The 20,309-nt window shown below is 61.9% G+C and carries 19 protein-coding genes; 9 read left to right on the forward strand and 10 right to left on the reverse strand.

Annotation, left to right across the window (positions count from 1 at the left end; genetic code table 11):
- Positions 1 to 128: 128 nt before the first annotated feature.
- The 3 genes from FHX76_RS11700 to FHX76_RS11710 form a co-directional block, all read right to left on the reverse strand.
- Positions 129 to 965, reverse strand: coding sequence for a polysaccharide deacetylase family protein (locus FHX76_RS11700; RefSeq protein ID WP_167150854.1), 837 nt, complete (start codon positions 963 to 965; stop codon positions 129 to 131).
- A gap of 32 nt (positions 966 to 997) precedes the next feature.
- Positions 998 to 1,840 (reverse strand): polysaccharide deacetylase family protein, encoded by an 843-nt coding sequence (locus FHX76_RS11705; RefSeq protein ID WP_167150855.1) that lies wholly within the window; start codon positions 1,838 to 1,840, stop codon positions 998 to 1,000.
- Between the two features lie 148 nt (positions 1,841 to 1,988).
- The gene (locus tag FHX76_RS11710) at positions 1,989 to 2,138 is read right to left on the reverse strand and encodes a hypothetical protein (protein ID WP_167150856.1); all 150 of its coding nucleotides are present in this window, start codon (positions 2,136 to 2,138) and stop codon (positions 1,989 to 1,991) included.
- 126 nt (positions 2,139 to 2,264) lie between these two features.
- Between FHX76_RS11710 and FHX76_RS11715 the strand changes: the two genes are divergently transcribed.
- The gene (locus FHX76_RS11715; RefSeq protein ID WP_167150857.1) at positions 2,265 to 3,062 is read left to right on the forward strand and encodes an HAD-IIA family hydrolase; all 798 of its coding nucleotides are present in this window, start codon (positions 2,265 to 2,267) and stop codon (positions 3,060 to 3,062) included.
- Between the two features lie 135 nt (positions 3,063 to 3,197).
- On the opposite strand, the gene FHX76_RS11720 is transcribed toward FHX76_RS11715, so the two are convergent.
- Entirely contained in the window at positions 3,198 to 4,127 is a 930-nt protein-coding gene (locus tag FHX76_RS11720; protein WP_167150858.1) for an NAD-dependent epimerase/dehydratase family protein, read from the reverse strand.
- A gap of 124 nt (positions 4,128 to 4,251) precedes the next feature.
- On the opposite strand from FHX76_RS11720, the gene FHX76_RS11725 reads away from it, so the two are divergent.
- Positions 4,252 to 4,977: a TetR/AcrR family transcriptional regulator gene (locus FHX76_RS11725; protein WP_167150859.1), complete on the forward strand. Its 726-nt coding sequence runs from the start codon at positions 4,252 to 4,254 to the stop codon at positions 4,975 to 4,977.
- Here FHX76_RS11725 and FHX76_RS11730 read toward each other — a convergent pair.
- Positions 4,926 to 5,930 carry a helix-turn-helix domain-containing protein gene (locus FHX76_RS11730; protein ID WP_167150860.1) on the reverse strand — a complete coding sequence of 335 codons (1,005 nt, stop codon included), beginning with the start codon at positions 5,928 to 5,930 and terminating at the stop codon, positions 4,926 to 4,928. The genes FHX76_RS11725 and FHX76_RS11730 overlap by 52 nt on opposite strands.
- A gap of 83 nt (positions 5,931 to 6,013) precedes the next feature.
- Between FHX76_RS11730 and FHX76_RS11735 the strand changes: the two genes are divergently transcribed.
- Positions 6,014 to 6,571, forward strand: coding sequence for a cysteine hydrolase family protein (locus tag FHX76_RS11735; protein ID WP_167150861.1), 558 nt, complete (start codon positions 6,014 to 6,016; stop codon positions 6,569 to 6,571).
- Positions 6,572 to 6,679: 108 nt separating this feature from the next.
- Here FHX76_RS11735 and pyrE read toward each other — a convergent pair whose 3' ends face one another.
- On the reverse strand, positions 6,680 to 7,237 hold the full coding sequence (gene pyrE / locus FHX76_RS11740) for an orotate phosphoribosyltransferase (RefSeq protein ID WP_167150862.1): 558 nt from the start codon (positions 7,235 to 7,237) through the stop codon (positions 6,680 to 6,682).
- Between the two features lie 109 nt (positions 7,238 to 7,346).
- Between pyrE and FHX76_RS11745 the strand changes: the two genes are divergently transcribed.
- Positions 7,347 to 8,231 (forward strand): exodeoxyribonuclease III, encoded by an 885-nt coding sequence (locus FHX76_RS11745; RefSeq protein WP_167150863.1) that lies wholly within the window; start codon positions 7,347 to 7,349, stop codon positions 8,229 to 8,231.
- A gap of 101 nt (positions 8,232 to 8,332) precedes the next feature.
- On the opposite strand, the gene mgtE is transcribed toward FHX76_RS11745, so the two are convergent.
- From mgtE to uriH, 4 genes are all read right to left on the reverse strand, one after another.
- Positions 8,333 to 9,676 carry a magnesium transporter gene (gene mgtE / locus FHX76_RS11750; protein ID WP_167150864.1) on the reverse strand — a complete coding sequence of 448 codons (1,344 nt, stop codon included), beginning with the start codon at positions 9,674 to 9,676 and terminating at the stop codon, positions 8,333 to 8,335.
- Positions 9,677 to 9,923: 247 nt separating this feature from the next.
- Positions 9,924 to 10,853 (reverse strand): PfkB family carbohydrate kinase, encoded by a 930-nt coding sequence (locus tag FHX76_RS11755; protein ID WP_167150865.1) that lies wholly within the window; start codon positions 10,851 to 10,853, stop codon positions 9,924 to 9,926.
- A 78-nt stretch (positions 10,854 to 10,931) separates the two neighbouring features.
- On the reverse strand, positions 10,932 to 12,362 hold the full coding sequence (gene uriT, locus FHX76_RS11760; protein ID WP_449284314.1) for a uridine transporter UriT: 1,431 nt from the start codon (positions 12,360 to 12,362) through the stop codon (positions 10,932 to 10,934).
- Positions 12,359 to 13,309, reverse strand: a complete 951-nt coding sequence (uriH, locus tag FHX76_RS11765; protein WP_424960764.1) for a uridine-preferring nucleoside hydrolase UriH — start codon at positions 13,307 to 13,309, stop codon at positions 12,359 to 12,361. The genes uriT and uriH overlap by 4 nt, the downstream gene beginning before the upstream one ends.
- Before the next feature lie 321 nt (positions 13,310 to 13,630).
- Between uriH and FHX76_RS11770 the strand changes: the two genes are divergently transcribed.
- From FHX76_RS11770 to FHX76_RS11790, 5 genes are all read left to right on the forward strand, one after another.
- Entirely contained in the window at positions 13,631 to 14,671 is a 1,041-nt protein-coding gene (locus FHX76_RS11770) for a LacI family DNA-binding transcriptional regulator (RefSeq protein WP_341777941.1), read from the forward strand.
- A 403-nt stretch (positions 14,672 to 15,074) separates the two neighbouring features.
- Complete coding sequence (locus FHX76_RS11775; RefSeq protein WP_167151690.1) at positions 15,075 to 16,670, forward strand: TIGR04028 family ABC transporter substrate-binding protein; 1,596 nt, start codon at positions 15,075 to 15,077, stop codon at positions 16,668 to 16,670.
- Positions 16,671 to 16,775: 105 nt separating this feature from the next.
- Positions 16,776 to 17,717, forward strand: a complete 942-nt coding sequence (locus FHX76_RS11780) for an ABC transporter permease (RefSeq protein WP_167150866.1) — start codon at positions 16,776 to 16,778, stop codon at positions 17,715 to 17,717.
- A complete protein-coding gene (locus FHX76_RS11785) occupies positions 17,714 to 18,634 on the forward strand; it encodes an ABC transporter permease (protein ID WP_167150867.1) in 921 nt (306 codons plus the stop codon). The genes FHX76_RS11780 and FHX76_RS11785 overlap by 4 nt, the downstream gene beginning before the upstream one ends.
- Before the next feature lie 3 nt (positions 18,635 to 18,637).
- Positions 18,638 to 20,299: a dipeptide ABC transporter ATP-binding protein gene (locus FHX76_RS11790; protein ID WP_167150868.1), complete on the forward strand. Its 1,662-nt coding sequence runs from the start codon at positions 18,638 to 18,640 to the stop codon at positions 20,297 to 20,299.
- Positions 20,300 to 20,309: the final 10 nt, after the last annotated feature.

Below are 20,309 nucleotides of genomic sequence, written 5' to 3' on the forward strand. Positions count from 1 at the left end.
AACACCCCACGATGTGCGGACGGGACAAAACCCCAGATTGGCGCCCTTCCCCAAGAACGGCACCGACAAACAGTTTACACAGGAATATTCTGGCGCACCTGAGAGCGCGAGCCGACGTCGTCGACCAGCTAACCCTGAGCAGTCACAAAATAGTCATTCAAGGTGACGGTGGCGAGTCCGCGATCAAGCACGAGCTGCTTGAGCTGCGGCAACACCTCGATGACGGGCATGAAATTGGCGTGGCCAATGATGACGTGCTGCGGCAAGAACCACTGCGTTGCAAACGCGACGACCTGATCTGTTGTGATGAGCCCAGAGTCAGACAGCGAGCCGTACCACATGACCGGCGAGGTGTACCCGATGCTCGCGGCCGCGGCATCCGTTCGAGCATCCCGAAAGCCAAACGGCGGCCGGTAGAACGGCTTGGCGCTGACCCCAAACGTCTCAACAATGAACTGCTCGTTTCGCTGCAGTTCATCGATCACTCCCTGATCGCTGAGCGAACGCAGATCAACGTGAGACCACGTATGATTGCCGATCTGCACCTGACCGGAGGCAACAAGCGGCCTCAGCAGGTCGGCGTGCTGCGCCCAACCGCCGTACATGCCGTTCACAAAGAACGTCAGCCGCGCACCCGACTCTGCTGCAAAGCGCGCGTAGCCTTCGATCACGGCCGGGTCAGCTCCGTCGTCAATCGTCCAGGCCAGGAAGTTGCCGTCACCGGGAAGCGCCGTAATCGGCCCGGCGGGAAGTGGCACCTTCGTGAGGCCGGCAGGATCAGCACCAACAGGCAGCTCGGTTGTCTGGGCAATGCTTGCCGGAGTTGGCAGCGATGAGGGTAGCTCAAGCTGAGGCGGAACAGAGGATGTTGGCAGCGACTCCCGCGGCGTTGACGGCGCGGCGCATCCAGCGAGCGTACCAACCGCCAAGGCTAGGCCAACCTGCAAAAATCCGCGCCGATCCATATCCAAAAGATAGGGCCTCGGCGAAGTGAACGCTAGTGCGACACAAAGACGTCGTTGAGCGTGACCGTTTGGAGTTCCCGCTCGCGAATCAACAAATAGATATCGGGCAATACGTCAATTTCTGCAAACTCATTTGCGTGGCTGAGCACAATAGCGTCCTGCACAAACGCTCGCTTCGCAGCGGCCAAGAGAGCTGACGGCGTGGTCGGTAGTGAATCATCGAGCCAATCGGTCCACAACACGGGGACGGTGTACCCAATGTTCGCGGCGGCTGCATCGGTTCGTGCATCCCTGCGCCCCATAGGCGGCCGATAATACGGCTTCGCGCTCACTCCAAAGGTGTCAAGCAGAAACTCCTCCGTCCGCTCAAGCTCATCAACGATCTGTTCGTCGGTGAGGCTCAGGAGGTCGGGATGCGACCATGTGTGGTTTGCGAGTTGCACGCGGCCACTCTGCACAAACGGTTTCAGTTGGTCGGCATACTGCCGCCATCCCTCGTAGCTTCCCGTCACAAAAAAGGTCAGGCGCACGTCCGTCGTCTGGAGCAATTGCACGTACGCGCCGATGACCTCGGGCGTCAGCCCGTCATCGACGGTCCAGGCAACCCGGTTATCGGCCACACCCAGCGAGTCGAGCGGAAGGTTGGACAGGGAAACCTTTTCGGTTGGTGACGTCTCTGAGGCTGAGCGATGGGTTGAGCCCACCGCGGCGCCACCTAGCGGCGCTGGAGAAGCAGCCGCCCGCTGAGACGGACGTCGCGGCTCAGCCACACCAGCGATAGCGACGGGCACCAAGAGTCCGAGAACAACGCCGGTGGAGAGAATAAGGCTCAGCCGCCGTGCCTGCTTACGTTGTGTCCCCCGTTTAATACGCACAGAGAAACCTTACGCCGAGACACCACGAAGTACTACGCCGATGGATGAAACCCAGCGGATACCGGCACGTTCAGCGTCGAGACCGAACCAACCCGTCCATGGGCGAACGTGGAAGAGATGGGCCGTTCGGGACGGATCAGGCAGCCAACTAGGCCGAGAGATGACCGCCGCGCGACGCATCCGCCCGTCGAACAAACCAGCGCCGGAGGCTGACCGCGCCAAACACCGCGGCAAGAATCGCGGCGGCAATCGGAAGGCCGGTGAGGACAACGAGGACAATCAACATGAAAAGTTCCACGTCGTCACCCTAGCAACACTCGGCCGATCGCAACAGACCCTCGCCGTAGCCGGACCGTAACCTCCCCGCAAAGATTCGGGTCTCGGAGGTGCAGTACTGTGGAAAGACAGGAACCCGGAGGTCTACATGGAACGACGCAACGAAGTTGAATGCTGGCTCACCGACATGGATGGCGTGCTGGTTCACGAGAACCACCCGATCCCCGGCGCACGCGAACTCATTGAGCAGTGGAAGGCGCAGGGCGCCCCATTTCTTGTGCTCACCAATAACTCGATCTTCACGGCGCGCGACCTCAGCGCACGGCTCAAGGCTTCCGGGCTGGATGTGCCAGAAGAGTCAATCTGGACGTCGGCCCTCGCAACCGCTGCGTTTCTGAAATCGCAGCAGCCTGGGGGCACCGCCTTCGTCATTGGCGAGGCAGGCATCCTCACCGCCCTGCACGAGGCAGGCTTTGTGATGACCGAGTCAAACCCCGACTTTGTGGTTGTTGGTGAGACCCGCAACTACTCGTTCGAGGCGATCACCAAGGCCATCCGCCTCATCAACAACGGCGCGCGCTTTATCGCCACCAACCCAGACGCGACGGGCCCGAGCAAAGACGGCCCGCTGCCGGCAACAGGCGCAATCTCGGCGCTCATCACCAAGGCCACGGGCAAAGAGCCGTATGTGGTTGGCAAGCCAAACCCGATGATGTTCCGGTCTGCGCTCAACCGCATCGGCGCCCACTCGGAAAACACAGCGATGATCGGCGACCGCATGGACACCGATATTGTCGCCGGTATCGAGGCCGGGCTGCACACCATCCTGGTCATGACCGGTATTAGCGATAAGGCCGAGATCGAAAAGTATCCGTTCCGGCCCGACGAGATTCTGGGGTCGGTTGCCGAACTGCTTGCTGACGAGCCCATCGAGACCGAGCTCTAGGCACCGCTCGAGGCACCGCTACCTTCGCGCTGCCCGTCGAGTGCCCCCAAATCGCTCAAAATCGGGGATTTTGGCGCGATTCGGGGGCACTCGACGCTCGGGTACAACAGGGCGCGAGTGGGCTGGCGGGTGGGGCTAGCGGTACGACTGTCCCGTGAGTTGGACGACCTCAGCCCAGTCAGTCGCCGTCACCCCAAGGATGCGTTCGGTTTCGGTCGAGTCCACCACAAACGGCATCTCAAATTGATAGCTGCTGCGCAGCACCTCACGGACGTCGGCGTTGAACAGCGCGCCGAGCCGGAGAACCGCACGAGGCAATCTCGCCGCTCGACCCGCACTCCCGAAGGTGTCGTTGATCTCCGCCGCGAGCTCTCGGCGGGTGCGCGTCGTACTTGGCACCACCCAGGCGCGGCCCCACTGGTCTCGGTCATCCGTGTCGGATGCCGCGATGAGCGTTGCCGCGATGTCGGGTAGGTAACTCCACGAATGGGGCAATGCTGGATCGCCGATCACCCTCGCGGTATTGCCGTTCAGAATGGGCGAGAAGAACCCCTTGCCAACGTGCGAGGTCGCATCGGCATGCGGCCCGATATAGTCGCTTGCCCGCACCTCAACGGCCGTAATTTCGCCGGCTTCGTGGGCAGCATGGATGCGCCGCCAGCCCTCAGCGCGGACCTCACCTTTGGTGTCTTCCGGACGAAATGGAGAGTGCTCGGTCATTGGCATGCTGGCCTTGCCGTAGCCGTACAGGTTGCCCATGATGACAAGCCTGGCCCCGGATGCTTTGGCTGCGGCGATGACCGCGGCAAAGATTGGCGGCCAATCCGTCGGCCAGGTTGAGTATGGCGGGTTGGTGCACAAGAAGATCGTGGAGGCCCCGTGGGCAGCCGCGGTGAGGGCCGCAGCATCCGATGCGTTGAGCGTGACAGATCTGGCGCCTTGGAGTTTCGTGCCGCTGCGCGTTGCGAGGGTCACGTCGTCGCCGCGTTGGATGAGCTGCCTCGCGAGCTCGGAGCCGATGAGTCCGGCGCCAACGACGAGCTGGCGTTTGGGTGTGTTGGTCATGATGTCCTCGATAGAATTTGAGAGAGCAGTGCTCTCTTGAAGAATAGAACACGGATTCGCAATCTGCAAGAGCACCGCTCTCTGTCTTTAGTGTTTTGCCATGAAACCCGCGATAATGAGACGCATGACAACGCAGGACCAGCCGGCAGGTACTGCACCTGCAAAACCCCAAACTGCAAGGCAACGCGCCAGAGAACAAACCGAACGGGAACTTCTCGACATCGCCCGCCGACACCTTGGCGAGGTCGGAGCCGCCGGCCTCTCCCTCCGCGCAATCGCCAGAGAAAGGGGCATGGTCTCATCCGCCGTCTACCGATACTTCGACAGCCGCGACGCCCTGCTGACCACGCTCATTCTCGAGGCCTACAACGCACTCGGCGCGTTTGTCGAACACGCGGAACAGACGATTCCGCGCGCCGATCATCAGCAACGATTCGCAGCGGCCGCGCGGGCAATGCGGGCCTGGGCCGTCGCCCATCCGCACCAATACTCGCTGATCTACGGCTCGCCAGTTCCCGGCTATGCCGCGCCTCAGGACACCATCATGGCCGCTGCCCGGGTAGGGCTCGTGCTCTTCGACATCATGCGAGACGCCAAAAACGCTGGTCTCCACCCTCGGCGAACAGCGGCGCTCGACCACACCGTGCCCGCCGTCAAGCAGCTCACCAGCGACTTTGCACCTGACCTTTCCCCACAACTTGTCGCCCTCGGCGTCGAATCCTGGACCAGGCTCTACGGAGCAATCTCCTTCGAAGTTTTTGGCCAGTTCAACCAAATGGTGCGCGACCCAGCAGCGCTCTACGAATTCATCATCGACGAGGAACTCGCACGGTTTGGCTTCGCCCGATAACCGGGCTGAGGCCCAAACGAATCCTGATACCGCGACGGGGAAACCCCGCGGAGTTCCCGAAACCGCTGCCGAAAGGTGACCACAGAGGCGTAGCCGACCATCGCGGCAGCCTCGGAGACCGCTGCCCCCTGCTCCAAGAGCATCGCCGCCCTGTCAATGCGCCGCTCGGTCAGCCAGCGATGCGGCGTGGTTCCGGCTTCCTCAACAAACTGCCGAGCAAAGGTCCGCTCAGCAAGATGGGCCCTCGCGGCAAGCGCCGCAACCGTCCACTGACGGGCCGGATGCTCTGCAACCGCAGCCTCCGCGACCCCCAGCGCCGTATTCGCCCCCGCCCCACGCCGAAGCGGGGCCCGCAAAAACTGCGCCTGACCGCCAGCGCGATTTGGGGCCGCAACCAGCGACCTCGCAATATTCGCGGCAGCGCCGGCACCCAGTAGCTCTTTCACCAGATGGATGCTGAGGTCAATGCCGGCCGCAACGCCAGCTGAGGTCCAGACTCGATCCTGGCCGATAAAGAGCTCGTCACGCACAACATTCACAGCAGGAAAGCGGCTCGCGAGTTGCTCAGCAAGGGCCCAGTGGGTCGTAGCGCGGCCGCCATCAAGCAGGCCGGAGGCGGCAAGCACAAAAGCCCCTGAGCACAGCGAGGCGATGGTTGCGCCGGCCGCGTGCGCCGCAGTGAGGGCATCCAAATACTCGTGCCCTGGCAGGTATTCGAGTGCCGAAAGACCGGGGACAATCACAACATCTGCGCGGCGAAGCCATGTGAGACCTGCGGTCGCTTGCATGGTGGCACCATCGCCAAGGGGCACTGGGCCGACTACCGCCGAGCAGTGGCGGACGGTGATATCCAGTGGCGGGGACGAGAGCCGCTCTGCCTGCCAGGCCTCGGTCATCACCGCAACGTCAAAGATGCGCGCGCGAGGAAGAAGGAGTAAGGCAACATTCAGCACAAGATAAGTGTATGGCTGATTTTCATCGCAAACATGCTTTTCTGCCACTCACGCTCGCTTGTGCCGCGCGGCACAGTAGAAGCATGGAGATTTCAGCAAACGCAGCCCTCATCATCATCGACGTGCAACAGGGATTTGACGACAGCACCTACTGGGGCACGCGCAACAACCGCGAGGCCGAGCCCAACATCGCCAAACTGGTCGAACACTGGCAGGCCACCGGACGACCAATTGTGATGGTCACCCACGCTTCCGCGCATCCAGAGTCCCCGCTCAACCCAGCGCATCCTGGGCACGCGCTCAAGCCATTTCTCGGCAGTGTCGAGCCAGCCCTCCGGATCAGCAAAACCGTCAACTCGTCGTTCTACGGCACGCCCGACTTGGACAGTTGGCTCAACGAGACTGGGATCGAGCAGGTTGTGCTCTGCGGCATCCAGACCAACATGTGCGTAGAGACGACCGCGCGGATGGCCGGCAACCTCGGCTACCAGACGGTAGTTGCACTCGATGCCTGCCACACGTTCGACCTGGCCGGCCCGGACGGTACAACGCTGACAGCGGATGAGCTCAGCCGCGCGACCGCCACCAACCTACACGGCGGCGGATTTGCGGCAATCCTGGCCACGAACGACCTACTGTAGCCCGGCGCGCACCCCGCCAGCACGCAGCGAGTGCCCTCATATCGACCCAAACCTGCGTTTTAGGTCAATATGAGGGCACTCGCAGCTGAGGCAGACGGTAGGCCCGGGTTATTGCTGGTCGAGGCCCAGGTCGTCAAGGCCAATCGCGTAGAAGTAGGGGTAGCCAGCTACCTCAATGCGGGCACGGGCCTCGGTGTTGCGGTCAACCACAACGGCAACGCCGGCGATAATCGCGCCAACCTTTTCGAGAGCCTCGATGGCTTTGAGGGGCGAGCCGCCCGTTGTGGACGTGTCCTCAACGACGATCACGCGCTTGCCGTCGAGGTCAGGGCCCTCTACCTGGCGGCCGCGGCCGTGATCCTTTGGCTCTTTGCGCACAACAAACGCGTCGTACTGCTTGCCATCGCGAGCTGCTCCCTGGTGCAGGATGGCCGAGGCGATTGGGTCGGCACCCATCGTGAGGCCACCAACGGCGACTACACCATCCACCGAATCGATGAGGGGCAGCATGACCTGACCGATGAGCGGCGCAACGCGGTGGTCGAGGCTCACTCGGCGAAGGTCGATGTAATACGTGGCCTTCTTTCCGCTCGTGAGGGTGAAGTCACCGTGGAACACGGCCTCGGATTTGATGTAGTTAATGAGTTGCTCGCGTGCGTCAGTCATAGCCTCAAGCTTATCGGCCCCTCCAACCTGCATCTATTTGCGACTTTCTGCGCCAAAGAACGGATTCTTGCGCAAAAACTCACAAATAGATGCAGGTTAGGGTGGGAGGGTGCGTATTGCTACCTGGAATGTGAACTCTGTCCGTGCCCGTGTTGACCGAATTGTCGACTGGCTTGTTCGTGAAGACGTTGACGTCTTGGGGATGCAGGAGATCAAGTGCAGGCCCGACCAATTTCCGCGCGCGCAGTTCGAGGCCGCCGGATACCACCTCGAAATCCACGGACTCAACCAGTGGAACGGCGTCGCCTTCGCCAGCAAGCACGAGATGACGGATGTCACCACCACGTTCGAGGGCATGCCCGGCTTCGGCGAGCCAGTGCAGCCAACACTCGACGGAAGCGGACCGGCGGTGGATGCCAACAACATCCCCCTCGAAGCCCGCGCCATGGGCGTCACGGTTGACGGCCTCCGCCTCTGGAGCCTCTACGTGCCAAACGGCCGCTCGCTCGACCACGCACACTACGCCTATAAGCTCGAGTGGCTGAAGGCCCTTCGCACCAACACCGAGCGCTGGCTGACCGAGAACCCGCAACTGCGCCTCGCGCTCATGGGCGACTGGAATATTGCGCCGACCGACGCCGACATGGGCGACCCATCCTTCACCCCTGGCGTTTCAACGCACGTGTCCGTTCCCGAGCGCGAAATGTTCGCGAGCTTCGAGGGCCTGGTTGGGGATGCTGTGCGCCCCTTCGCCCCAGAGGGCTTCACTTTCTGGGACTATAAGCAGCTGCGTTTCCCACGCGACGAGGGCATGCGCATCGACTTCATCATGGCCTCAGAGGCGTTCCGCGATCAGGTCGTTGATGCCCACATTGACCGCAACGAGCGCAAGGGCGACGCCCCCAGCGACCACGTTCCCGTTGTAGTCGACCTCGACCTGACCCTAAGCGACGAAGAGTACGAGGACGACGACATGCCCATGATCTTCGGCTAACACTCGCCACCCTGGCAGATGTGACGCAAGAGTTCCTTCCGACGTCCGGGTTGGAACTCTTGCGTCAGATCTGTGCCAGACGGAGCCGTGCGTATCCGGGGTTAGATCTGCAGGATTGCCTTCGCGATCGTGAAGTAGATGAGCAGGCCCGTCGCGTCACAGAACGTCGTGATGAACGGGGTCGAGAACACCGCGGGGTCAACGTGGATCGTCTTCGCAAGCAGCGGCATCGCGCCGCCAACCGTTGCCGCCATCGCACACACACACAGCAGCGTGAGGCCAATGACCGCGCCCGTTGGCACGTCGTACACAAGCGCCGCAAGCACAAATCCAAGGGACCCAAGCAAGAGCCCAAGCATCGTGCCAACCCGCACCTCACGCAGCAGGACAAGCCACACGTCACTCGTGCGCACGTCGCCGACAGCAAGCGCCCTGGTAATAGTGGTCGCCGCCTGCGAGCCGGTATTCCCTCCCGTGCCCGTGAGCAGCGGGATGAACAGCGCAAGCACAACCTTTTGCTCAAGCGTGGCCTCAAAGATTTCGAGCACCTGGACGGTCAGCAGCGCGGAAACCGCAAGCACCAGCAGCCACACCACGCGCGACCTCGCGATGGAGAAGATCGAGGTCGACAGGTAGGGGCGGCGCAGCGGCTCGCTCCCGCCGGCGCGCGCAACATCCTCCGCCTCGGCGTCACGAAGGATCTGGTGGGCATCGTCAACAGTCAGGATGCCGAGCAGTCGGGTTTCGCTATCCACAATTGGCAGGGCGAGGTATTCGTGGTCGGCGCACGTTCGGGCGGCTTCCTCAGCCGAGTCTGTTGCGAGCGCGTACTCCGGCTCGCTCATGAGCTCACCAATCGTCGCGTCCGGATCGCTCGCGAGCACTTCGCGAAGGCTCACGATGCCAACGAGCCGTTTCACATCGTTTGTCACCGGGATCGTATAGATCGTCTCCGCGTCGGCAGCTTTTGCGCGCACGTCATCGAGAGTGCGCGCGGCGGTGTACCAGGGGTGCGCATGCACGTATTCCGGGCTCATCCGCCGACCGACCGACCCGGATCGATAGCCGAGGATCGCGGTGGTAATCGCCCGATCCTTTGCCGAAAGCCCAAGCATGAGTCGCTGGGCAACGGATGCCGGCAGCTCGTCAACCAGCTGGGCACGGTCATCCGGGTCCAGCTCGCTGAACAGGCCGGTGACTTCGTCATCCCTCAGCGCGTGCACGAGGTCGCCCTGCACCGCCGGGTCGAGCATCTCAAACACTTCGAGTGCCCGCGACTTTGAGAGCAGCCGGTAGGTGACGGCCGCTTTTGCACGCGGCGAGCGTTCAATGACCTCGGTCACTTCGCGCGGGTTGAGCTCGTCGAGCAACCGGGAGGCCTGCAGCAAATCGCCAGCCGAAATCGCCTGATTCAATTCGTTTTCAACACGGATGAGCTCATCCATGGTTCACCCCCTGGTTGATCGCTGCGTGAAACGGGCTACCTGAACCTGCCTGCGTCGTGACGCGGAAGACCCTGTTCCATCGCTGGCACAGCCTATCAGCGGCGTGTTACAAGCAAGCGAGGGGGTTCAGCAATCGATCTGACTCAAATGGGTCTATTTGGTCATTGAACCGCACCTTTGGGTCAGGTGGATTGGATGCTCGCGCCGGACGGCAGGCACGGGTTGCGACGCGCGTAGTCTGCGATCACTACCCCGCAACAAACTCCGCGAGCTGCTTGCGGTCGGGGTATGAGGCCTGCGCGCCGTATCCCGTCGCCGCGTAGCTGCCAACCGTTGCCGCGAAGGCAGCTGCCTCGGCGAGCGAGGCGCCCTCGGCAAGGCGGAGCGCAAGTGAGCCCATGAACGCGTCGCCGCAGCCCGTGGTGTCAACTGCGGTGACGCGGGGCGAGGGGACGGTTTCGATAGCGGATGCTCCGTCAATCACTACGGCCCCGGCAGCGCCCATCGTGATGACGGCTCGGTCGATGCCCTTCGCGCGGAGCGAGGCGGCTACGGCATCCCAGTCGCCGGATGCCGACGAGACGCCAGCAAGATGCGCGGCCTCGTGCTCGTTGAGCAGGAGGACATCGGTGAGCTGCAGGAGCTCGTCGGGAACCGGCCCGTAGGGCGAGAGGTTGCAGAGCACCTGCGCGCCAGCCGAATGAGCCCGGCGCGCGGCGGCAAGAACCGTGTCGATGCCAACTTCGAGGCAGAGGCAGAGCACGCCAACATCCGAGAGGGAGTCGAAGGCACCGGCAACGTCATCCTGACCAAGCTTCCCGTTTGCACCGGCAGAAACGATGATCGTATTTTCGCCGGCGGCATCAACCGTGATGACGGCGGTGCCGGTTGCGACGCTTTCGAGCCGATCAACGTGCTCAAGGTCTACACCAGCGGCGACAAGCGAGTCGAGCAGCAGTTCACCGTTTGAATCGGCGCCAACAGCGCCAACCATGCTCACCCGCGCCCCGAGGCGACCGGCGGCAACCGCCTGGTTTGCGCCCTTACCGCCGGGGATGATGGAGAGTTCCGAACCGTGCAGGGTCTCCCCTGCCTTGGGGAACCGTTCGGTGCGCACAACGAGGTCGGCGTTGAGCGAGCCAACCACAAGAATTCGTGATGGGTCAGAGGTCTGCACGGGGTTACTCCTTTTCAGAACGTAAGAAGGGCCGGGTATCCGCAAGCGCGAGTACCCGGCCCGACCTGATGGTGTTGACTATACCGATGCCTTGGCCGACGCGGTTCCGACCTCGGCCCCAACGGGCTTCGGGATGAGGAACGACAGCACAAGCGCAACGGCCGTAATACCGGCACCAAGCAACATTGCGTTGCTGTAGCCAGTCGTTGAGTCGCTGCCAGCTGGCGAGCCGAGCACCTGCAGCGCAGGGAGCGCAACGAAGCTCAGCCCGGCGCCAAGGTTGAACGCACCGGCGTTCAGACCGGGAAGGAAGCCAGGGTTGTCTGCTGGTGACAGCACAATGCCGAGGCCGTTGAGCATGATATTTCCGATACCAGCGTAGGTCGCACCAATCAGCACGGTTGCTGCGATGAGCACCGGAAGCGAGTGCACGCCCACAAAGGCCATGACGGCGGTCGCAATGATGCTTCCGACAAGCCCGAAGCGCAGCACGTTCAGGTAGCCAAACGTTGGCGCGAGGCGGCCGGCAAACGGCCCAACAAGCCATCCAACGAGGGCGTAGGGCGTGAGGAACAGCAGCGACGCGAGGTCGGCCTCCATCCCAAAACCAGCCTCTGGGTTCTGCGCAATGGACATAACCATGCCGTTGACGACCGCGAAGATTCCCGTCATCGTGAGCAACGTGGTGAGGAGGAGCGCCCAGGTGCTGCGGCGACGCAGGTACTTGGTCGGGATGAGCGGCTCGTTGATGCGGTTCTCGAGCATCCAGAAGATCACGAAGGCAACAACCGCAACAACAACGCTGATGCCAACGCTGATCCAGTTGGCTGCGCCGAGCTTGCCCGCCTCGTTAAAGGCGGTGAGCAGCGCGGCCACCGAGACCACCAGCGGGAGCACGCCCCACCAGTCCATCTTGGTGCCCTTCGAAGGCCGTGACTCGGATGCCCAGACCAAGACCATGACGATAGCGATGGCTGCAACAACAGCCATGACCCAGAACACCGAGCGGAAGCCGTGGTTCGTCACGAGCCATCCGCCAGCAAGCGCATCCACGCCGGCAATGCCACCGTTGACGGCGGTAATGAGGCCCATCATCGCGCCGTAACGCTTCGGATCGGTGATCTCGGCGCGCAGCATAAGCAGCGTGATCGGCACAACCGGGCCTGAAACACCCTGGATAATACGGCCGATAAACAGCATCTCAACGTTGACGGCGAGGGCCGCAACAACCGTACCGACAAGCATCACGATGAGCATGCCTGCGAGGACGCGCTTGCGCCCAGCAATATCGCTCAGTCGCGGAAGGAACAGCGAGAACAGCGCCGCCGTTGTGAAGAACATGGTCTGCGAGAGACCAATCGTGGCATCATCGGTGTTCAGCTCGCGGGCCATCGAAACAAGCGCGGGGCTCAGCATGCTTGCGTTCAGCTGGAACGCAACACACGCGGCGAGCAGCGCCGTCATGAGCGCGCCGATGCGCACTCCGGATTTGTTCAGGATGTCGTTCACAGTTCGACCTCGCCAATGTTGTTGAGGGCATCGATAATGAGGTCCCAGAAACGGTCGGCGTCGAGGGTCGTTGCTGCCCACGTCGTGCAATCGTCAGGAGCGGGTGCGCGGAAGTCCGCGACGGTCATGCCAAGCGTGAGGGTTCCCGTGAGCTCGATGTCGATTGGCACCTTGACGGTCTGCACAATCGTGGGATCGATGACGTACGCAACCGCGCAGGGGTCGTGAACGGGCGGTGAGTCGAAGCCCTGAGCATCCTTATAGGTGATGCCAAAGAACTCAAGCAACTCAACGACAAATTGGGCAGGCTTGGTACCAACCGCCTGCACCTTCTCAACTACCTCAGGGGTTGCGAGGGCCTGGTGCGTGAGGTCGAGTCCGACCATCACAACTGGCCAGGACTCGTTAAACACGATGTGCGCGGCTTCCGGGTCAATCTTGATGTTGAACTCGGCGACGGCCGACCAGTTTCCTACGTGGTAGCCACCGCCCATAAGCACAACCTCTTTGACCCGCTCAACGATGCGAGGCTCCTTGCGGGCGGCGAGGGCAATGTTCGTGAGGCCACCGGTGGGGACGAGGGTAATCTCGCCCGGCTCGTGGGCCATGATCGTGTCGATGATGAGGTCGACGGCGTGACGGCTATCCAGCTCAATCGACGGCTCTGGGAGGACGGGACCGTCCATGCCGGATTCGCCATGGATATCCGGGGCGTTCTCGATCGTGCGGACCAGCGGGCGGTCAGCACCTGCGGCAAACGGCACGCCAGTGATGCCTGCAATGCGCGCAACGGCAAGCGCATTCCGCGTCACCTTTGGCAGCGTCTGGTTGCCCACAACGGTTGTCACGGCAAGCAGCTCGATCTCGGGGTTTCCGTGAGCAAGCAGAATGGCGATGGCATCGTCGTGACCTGGGTCGCAATCGAGGATTATCTTCTTCGTCATCATTCTCCACATCGTTGGGGCGGCAGAACCGATGGATTTCGGCCCAACCTGTCTACGTCAAGCGCTTTACGCTAACATATTTTCACGTCAAGCGCTTAACGTTATTCGGATTCTTGTCAAAACCCCCAAAGATTGGCCGATTTCCGCGGGATTTGCTGTGCGAGAGGCATCCACTCATCGACGACGGGAAATCCACGCATCCCGGCGCGATTAAGAGTGAATTTCCCGCCGCCGATTGGATGCTGTGGGATTCGGGGGTCCGGATGCGCGGGACTGCAGGAGCGGGCAAGCAGACCCCCGGCGTGAGTTCGCTACGATCGACATGTGCCAGAAACCCCCGCAACCAGCAGACGAGCCACCCATGTGACGGCCGCCATGGTCGCTGCCCGCGCGGGAACATCCGTGGCCACCGTCTCGCTCGTGGTCAACGACAAGACCAAAGGCCGGGTTTCTGACGAAAACATCGAGCGAGTTCGCCAGGCAATCACCGATCTCAACTACATCGTTGACCACGCGGCAAGCTCGCTCGCCAGGGGAACAAGCAACATCATCCTGCTCGTGACCCCCGACGTCTCTAACCCCTTCTTTGGCCGAGTCATCTCCGGTATCCAGGCCGAGATCGGCGACCGCTACCAGCTGCTGCTCTCAACCACAGGCGAGGGGCAGATTCCCACCGCGGCAAGCGTCAACCAGCTCACCGCGTTGCGCCCGGCAGGCCTGCTCATCGATGCACCCAACGACGCCTTTCTGCGCGATCTTCCCCGCGAAACAGCGGTTGTGCTGCTGGATGCGCCCGGCGACGAAGACCAAGCGGCCACCGTCAACTTTGACCTCAAAAGCGGCGTGCACGACCTCGTGGAGCACTTGCACGAGCTCGGACATCGGCAGATCGCGTACATCGCTGGACGCACGGGAACCGAGACGTTCTTGCTTCGCCGCCGCCTGCTTGAAGAATCCGCGGCCGCAAGGGGCATGGTCATCCACTCGGCGGATAATTCGGACAGCCTCATTAACCTCGACCGCGCCGCAGAGGCATTCACCACGTCTTGGCCGGAGTGGCATGCACGCGGCGTGACCGCCGTGGTCTGCGCCACGGATACCCACGCCTACGGGGCGCTCCAAGCCGCGATCAACCTTGGTCTTCGCGTGCCAGAGGATGTCGCAATCACCGGCTTCGACAATCTGCCGTATTCGACTATCACGTCGCCGCCACTGACAACTGTTTCCTTGCCTGGCAAGGAGTTGGGCCGAGTCAGTGCCCAGCAGCTATTGGCTCAGATCGAGGGCCGCGAGGTTGACCTGCATCCGGTGCTGCCAGCCCGCCTCATCCGCCGCGCATCCACGCTCGGCCTATCCGCCAACTAGCTCCCCCTCCCTGCCCCCAACCTGCATCTATTTGCGAGTTTCTGCGCGAAAAACGTGAATTTGCGGCAGAAACTCGCAAATAGATGCAGGTTCGCCTCGGGATGCAGTGGTCAGGATTCATTCCCGGGCCAGAAGTTGAAGCGTCAATCATTACGTCACGTTACGCTGCGTGGCACCGTGTTTCGTCGGCCCTAGGCAACGCGCTTTCACGCGCCTAACCTAAACACTCAGGCCCAGCCCCCGCGGACCAAATCAGCACACCAACTGCCTCATTTACCGTCGAACACCAACACAGTTTTCGATTTCACGAAAGGAACGCACCTTGTCTTTCAGCAGCTCACGCTTAACAAAGACCGCCTCGCGGATCACCGCAGGTATCGCTCTTATTACCGCCGCATCGCTCATGGCTGCTTGCTCGTCGAGTGCTCCAGAGAAGTCGGATTCAGCCGCGGCTGGCGAACCAAAGACCGGCGGAACCGCCGTCTACCTCGAGCAGCAGACCTACACGAACCTGTATCCACCGGCCGCGGGCTTCTACCCCAACGGTGGAATCGTGAACAACATCACGGACCGCCTCGTCTACCAAGACCCAGAGACGCTCGAGTTCGAGCCGTGGATCGCAACGGAATGGGAAGTTAACGACACCGCAACCGAGTACACCTTCACCATTCGTGACGGCGTGACGTTCTCTGACGGTAGCAAGCTTGACGCCGACGCCGTTGCCAAGAACTTCGACCTCTACGGCAAGGGCAACACCGATAAGGCACTGACCATCTCGGAGGCCATCAACAACTACGACCACAGCGAGGTTGTAGACCCGACAACGGTCAAGTTCTTCTTCAGCAAGCCTTCACCAGGTTTCCTGCAGGCGACCTCAACCATCAACTCAGGCCTGCTCTCGCCGAAGACGCTCGACCTCGATCTTGAAGGCTTTGGCGCAGGCAACGGGACCGACATCATCGGCAGCGGCCCCTTCACAATCACCGACGAGAAGATCGGCACCGAGCTCACGCTCACGGCCCGCGACGACTACGACTGGGCTCCCCCATCGGCAGAGCACCAGGGCCGCGCCTACGTTGACGCGGTGCAGTTCATCGTGACTCCTGAGGACAGCGTCCGCGTCGGCTCACTCATCGCCGGCCAGGCCGACATCGTTCGCGCCGTAGAAGCGCAGGATGAGAAGCAAGTTGAGGATGCTGGACTCACCGTCTACGCCCCGCAGACCAACGGCGTCAACAACGCCCTCAACCTGCGGTTTGGCAACAAGCTGCTCTCCGACATCAAGGTTCGCCAGGCGCTCATTGCTGGCATCGACCGCGAAGAAGTCATCAACACGATCTACACGAAGAACTATCCGCTCGCCACGTCAACGCTCAGCAAGACGGCAAAGGGATACGTTGACGAATCGGCGACGCTCACCTACGACCCGACCAAAGCCGAGGCGCTCCTCGACGAGGCCGGCTGGAAGGTTGGCAGCGATGGCATCCGCGAGAAGGATGGCACCAAGCTCACGCTTGTTGTCAACGAGGCTGCACCCCAGCCACGCTCCTTCGAGGCGCTGACGCTTATCAGCCAGCAGCTCGCAAAGATCGGCGTTGACCTGCAGATCCTGAAGGCAGACGCCGGAACATATGCAAAGGCCATCCTCGATCAGGACCAGGTGCAGATCTACCACTCGATGGTTGGACGCGCCGACCTCGACGTGATCAAGAGCCAGTACTACTCGGCAAACCGCAACGTGCTGCAGAACCTGAACTCGAACACGGGCGAGATCGCAGACCCGCAGCTCGAGACCCTGCTCGAAGCGGTGGCTTCTGAGCCAGACCCCGCAAAGCGCCTCGAGAACGACAAGGCAGTTCAGGATTACCTGGCCGAGCAGGCCTACGTGATCCCACTGTTCGAGGAGCCACAGGTCTACAGCGCCGCCAACTGGGTGCAGGGACTTGGCTTCGAGTCGGTAGCCCGCCCAACGTTCTACAACGTGTGGCTCGACAAGTAACAACCGATTGACCCTGTGGGGGTGGCGCGCAACGCGTCACCCCCACAGGCACATCCTCATCCACTCGAAGAACCGCATCCACTGCGGCCACACGGAAGGAGCAACATGGGCTACATCGCACGCCGACTTGGGCAGGCCATCATTGTGCTCTTCATTGCGTTCACGGGAGCGTTCCTCCTGCTGCAGGCGCTGCCGGGCGACGCCCTGCTCATCAAGTTTGAAAACCCGGAGCTCGGGCTCTCGCAAGAACAGATCGCGGCCGTCAGGGAGACCTACGGAGCGAACATCCCACTTCCCGTGCAGTTCTGGCACACGTTTACCGGTTTCCTGAGCGGCGACTTCGGATACTCGGTGCAGAGCGGGACGGCCGTTCGGGTACTGCTCGCCGAGGTGCTACCGGCGACCCTGCTGCTCGCAGGAGTCGGTTTTGTTGTTGCGGTCTTTGTTGCCGTATCCATCGCGTTCCTCTCAACATTCACCCGGTTCGCCTGGATTCGCGGGGTGCTTCGCTCGCTCCCCTCGCTGTTTGTGTCGGTTCCCGTGTTTTGGCTCGGCATCATCCTCATCCAGGTGTTTTCGTTCCGGCTTGGGTTGATCCCCGTCATCAACCCATCTCCAGTGCAGGCACTCATCCTGCCCGTACTGACCCTCGCCGTGCCTATCTCGGCACCGCTCGCACAGATCCTCACCCGAAGCATTGACGACATCTCAACGCAGCCATTCATCGCAGTTGTCACGGCAAAGGGCGCGTCTCGATCGTGGGTACTCTTCCGCAACGTTGCCAAAAACGCGCTGCTGCCAACGCTGACCATCGCGGGCATCCTGTTTGGTGAACTCATCGCCGGCGCGGTTGTGACCGAAACGGTGTTTGGCCGAGCTGGCCTTGGCCGTCTCACGGAGCAGGCCGTTGCGAATCAGGACACCCCGGTGCTCATGGCCGTAGTGCTCGTCGCCGCGCTCGTCTTTGTCATCGTCAACCTCATCGTTGACCTGCTGTATCCAGTGCTCGATCCCCGCCTCAAACGGAAGGTTGGTGCCAACGCATGACCTCAAGCATTACGTCGGCCGCCGAAATCGCCGCCCTCGAAACCCCACCACCAGCCGAGCCCGCCGTGCAGCGCGCGCTCAACAGCCGCCCGCCAAAACAGCGCAAGTCGCTCAAGGTAAGGCTCCGTCGGCTGCAGCCGACACTTATCCTCGCGTTCATCATCATCGCCGTTGTGCTCGCCTGGGCGATTGCCCCGGGCTTCTTTACGCAGTACAACCCGATTCAGGGCAATGCGGCAGACGCGCTGCAGGCACCAAGCTGGGCGCACCTGTTTGGCACGGATGCCACCGGTCGCGACATGTTCTCTCGCACGGTCTACGGCGCGGTCCACTCGCTCACCGGCGCGGTTGTCGCCGTGACGGTTGGTCTTGTCCTCGGCACGCTCATCGGCGTTGTGGCCGGCTCCGTCGGGGGCGCGATTGACGACATCCTCATGCGCCTCGTGGATGTGCTGCTCGCCATCCCAGCCCTGCTGCTTGCCCTCAGCATCATTATCCTGCTCGGATTTGGCACAACCAATGCCGCTTTTGCGGTTGGTATTACGAGCGTCGCGGCGTTTGCCCGCCTTGCCCGTTCAGAGGTGGTCAAGGTGCGCCGCAGCGACTACGTCGAGGCGGCATTTGGCAGCGGCGGACGCTACTTTGCGGTTCTCGCCCGCCACGTACTCCCCAACTCGCTTACCCCGGTCCTCGCGTTTGCGGCGCTGCAGTTTGGCACGGCCATCCTCGCAATCTCAACACTCGGCTTCCTTGGCTACGGCGCCCCACCCCCAACGCCAGAGTGGGGCCTCATGATCGCAGAAGGCCGCAACTACGTGGCAACCGCGTGGTGGCTCACGACCCTTCCAGGCCTCGTTGTGGTGCTCGTAGTGGTTTCGGCAAACAGAATTAGCGCATTTCTTGCGCGCAGGAGGTAACTCATGAGTGAATCCATTGGGGCAGAAGGCCCACCGCTCCTCGAACTTGATGGCCTGTCGGTTTCGTACGTAACCCGCGGCGAGCGCATCGGCGTTGTGCACGACGTGTCGCTCACCGTAAACCCCGGCGAGGTTGTTGCGGTGGTTGGCGAGTCCGGCTCAGGCAAAACCACCACGGCCCAGTCCGTGATCGGCCTGCTTGCCGAGAACGGCCACATCGACAGCGGCGAAATCCGCATCAATGGGGTGGATGTCGCCGGCTGGTCGCCGAAGCAATTCCAGTCCATCCGCGGCAAGCAGATAGGCCTCATCCCTCAGGACCCGAACAACTCGCTCAACCCGGTGAAGACGATCGGGGCGAGCCTGTCTGAGGTGTTGCGCATCCATAAATGGGGCGACAAGAAAAAGACGCACGAGAAGGTCATCGAGCTGCTGACCCGCGTTGGCATCCCCGAGCCCGAGCTGCGCGCAAAGCAGTACCCGCACGAGCTCTCTGGCGGAATGAAACAGCGCGTGCTCATAGCGAGCGCGATCGCCCTCGAACCAGATCTCATCATCGCCGACGAGGCGACCAGCGCCCTCGACGTGACGGTGCAGAAGCGCATCCTCGACCTGCTCGACGACCTGCGCAAGGAGTTTGGCACTGCCATCCTCTTTGTCACGCACGACCTGGCGGTTGCCGCCGACCGTGCCACCCGCATCGTGGTCATGCAGAATGGTCGTGTGCAGGAGCAGGGGCCGAGCGAGCGGGTGCTCGATAAGCCCACTTCCGATTACACCAAGAAGCTCCTTCACGATGCGCCGTCGTTCTCGACGTTGCAGCTTGAGCCAAGGGATGTTGCGCCGATTGATCCGTCCGCGACGCCCGGCATCCGGGTCACGGATCTGGTGCAGACTTTCTCCCGAGGGCGAAAGGTCGAGCCTTTCCGCGCCGTAGACAATGTCAGCTTTACCGTTGCACGTGGAACAACGCACGCAATTGTTGGCGAATCCGGCTCGGGAAAAACCACGACGGCCCGCGCCGTTGTTGGCCTAGTGAAGGCAACATCCGGCACGATCGAGGTCGCAGGGCAAGACATCAGCGAGCTTAAGGGCGAGCAGGCCCGCCTGTTCCGCCAAAAGGTGCAGCTGGTGTATCAGAACCCGTTCAGCTCCCTCGACCCGCGGCAGAGCATCGAGCAGATCATTGGCGAGCCGCTGCGCAACTTCACAAGCGCAGGAGCCTCGGAGCGAAAGGCGGCCGTTGCCGAGCACCTCGATCAGGTCTCGCTCCCCCGCGAGATTGCCGGTCGCAAACCCCACGAGCTTTCGGGGGGACAGCGTCAGCGCGTTGCCATCGCCCGTGCGCTGATCGTGAAGCCAGAGGTGCTCGTGCTTGACGAAGCGGTTTCCGCCCTCGATGTGACGGTGCAGGCCCAGATCCTTGAGCTGCTCGAACGGCTGCAAGACGACCTTGGGCTCACCTATCTCTTCATCTCCCACGACCTCGCGGTTGTGCAGCACATTTCGCACACCGTCTCCGTTATGAATCTTGGCAAGGTAGTAGAGGAGGGCAACACGTTTGACGTGTTCACCAACCCCCAACAGGACTACACTCGTGACCTACTTGACGCCATCCCCGGCCGCGGCTTCGTCCCGGCCCTCGCCACAAATTCTCCCGCCTGACACTGCATCT

This window comes from Lysinibacter cavernae (assembly GCF_011758565.1).
GTDB lineage: Bacteria > Actinomycetota > Actinomycetes > Actinomycetales > Microbacteriaceae > Lysinibacter > Lysinibacter cavernae.

Bases quoted from the DNA above. Each gene is read 5' to 3' on its own strand.
- FHX76_RS11785 (WP_167150867.1), top strand. From the start codon at position 17,714: ATGACCTCAAGCATTACGTCGGCCGCCGAAATCGCCGCCCTCGAAACC.
- FHX76_RS11715 (WP_167150857.1), top strand. From the start codon at position 2,265: ATGGAACGACGCAACGAAGTTGAATGCTGGCTCACCGACATGGATGGC.
- FHX76_RS11725 (WP_167150859.1), top strand. From the start codon at position 4,252: ATGACAACGCAGGACCAGCCGGCAGGTACTGCACCTGCAAAACCCCAA.
- FHX76_RS11720 (WP_167150858.1), bottom strand. From the start codon at position 4,127: ATGACCAACACACCCAAACGCCAGCTCGTCGTTGGCGCCGGACTCATC.
- FHX76_RS11790 (WP_167150868.1), top strand. From the start codon at position 18,638: ATGAGTGAATCCATTGGGGCAGAAGGCCCACCGCTCCTCGAACTTGAT.
- FHX76_RS11780 (WP_167150866.1), top strand. From the start codon at position 16,776: ATGGGCTACATCGCACGCCGACTTGGGCAGGCCATCATTGTGCTCTTC.
- FHX76_RS11700 (WP_167150854.1), bottom strand. From the start codon at position 965: ATGGATCGGCGCGGATTTTTGCAGGTTGGCCTAGCCTTGGCGGTTGGT.
- uriH (WP_424960764.1), bottom strand. From the start codon at position 13,309: ATGATGACGAAGAAGATAATCCTCGATTGCGACCCAGGTCACGACGAT.
- mgtE (WP_167150864.1), bottom strand. From the start codon at position 9,676: ATGGATGAGCTCATCCGTGTTGAAAACGAATTGAATCAGGCGATTTCG.
- FHX76_RS11775 (WP_167151690.1), top strand. From the start codon at position 15,075: ATGGCTGCTTGCTCGTCGAGTGCTCCAGAGAAGTCGGATTCAGCCGCG.
- pyrE (WP_167150862.1), bottom strand. From the start codon at position 7,237: ATGACTGACGCACGCGAGCAACTCATTAACTACATCAAATCCGAGGCC.
- FHX76_RS11735 (WP_167150861.1), top strand. From the start codon at position 6,014: ATGGAGATTTCAGCAAACGCAGCCCTCATCATCATCGACGTGCAACAG.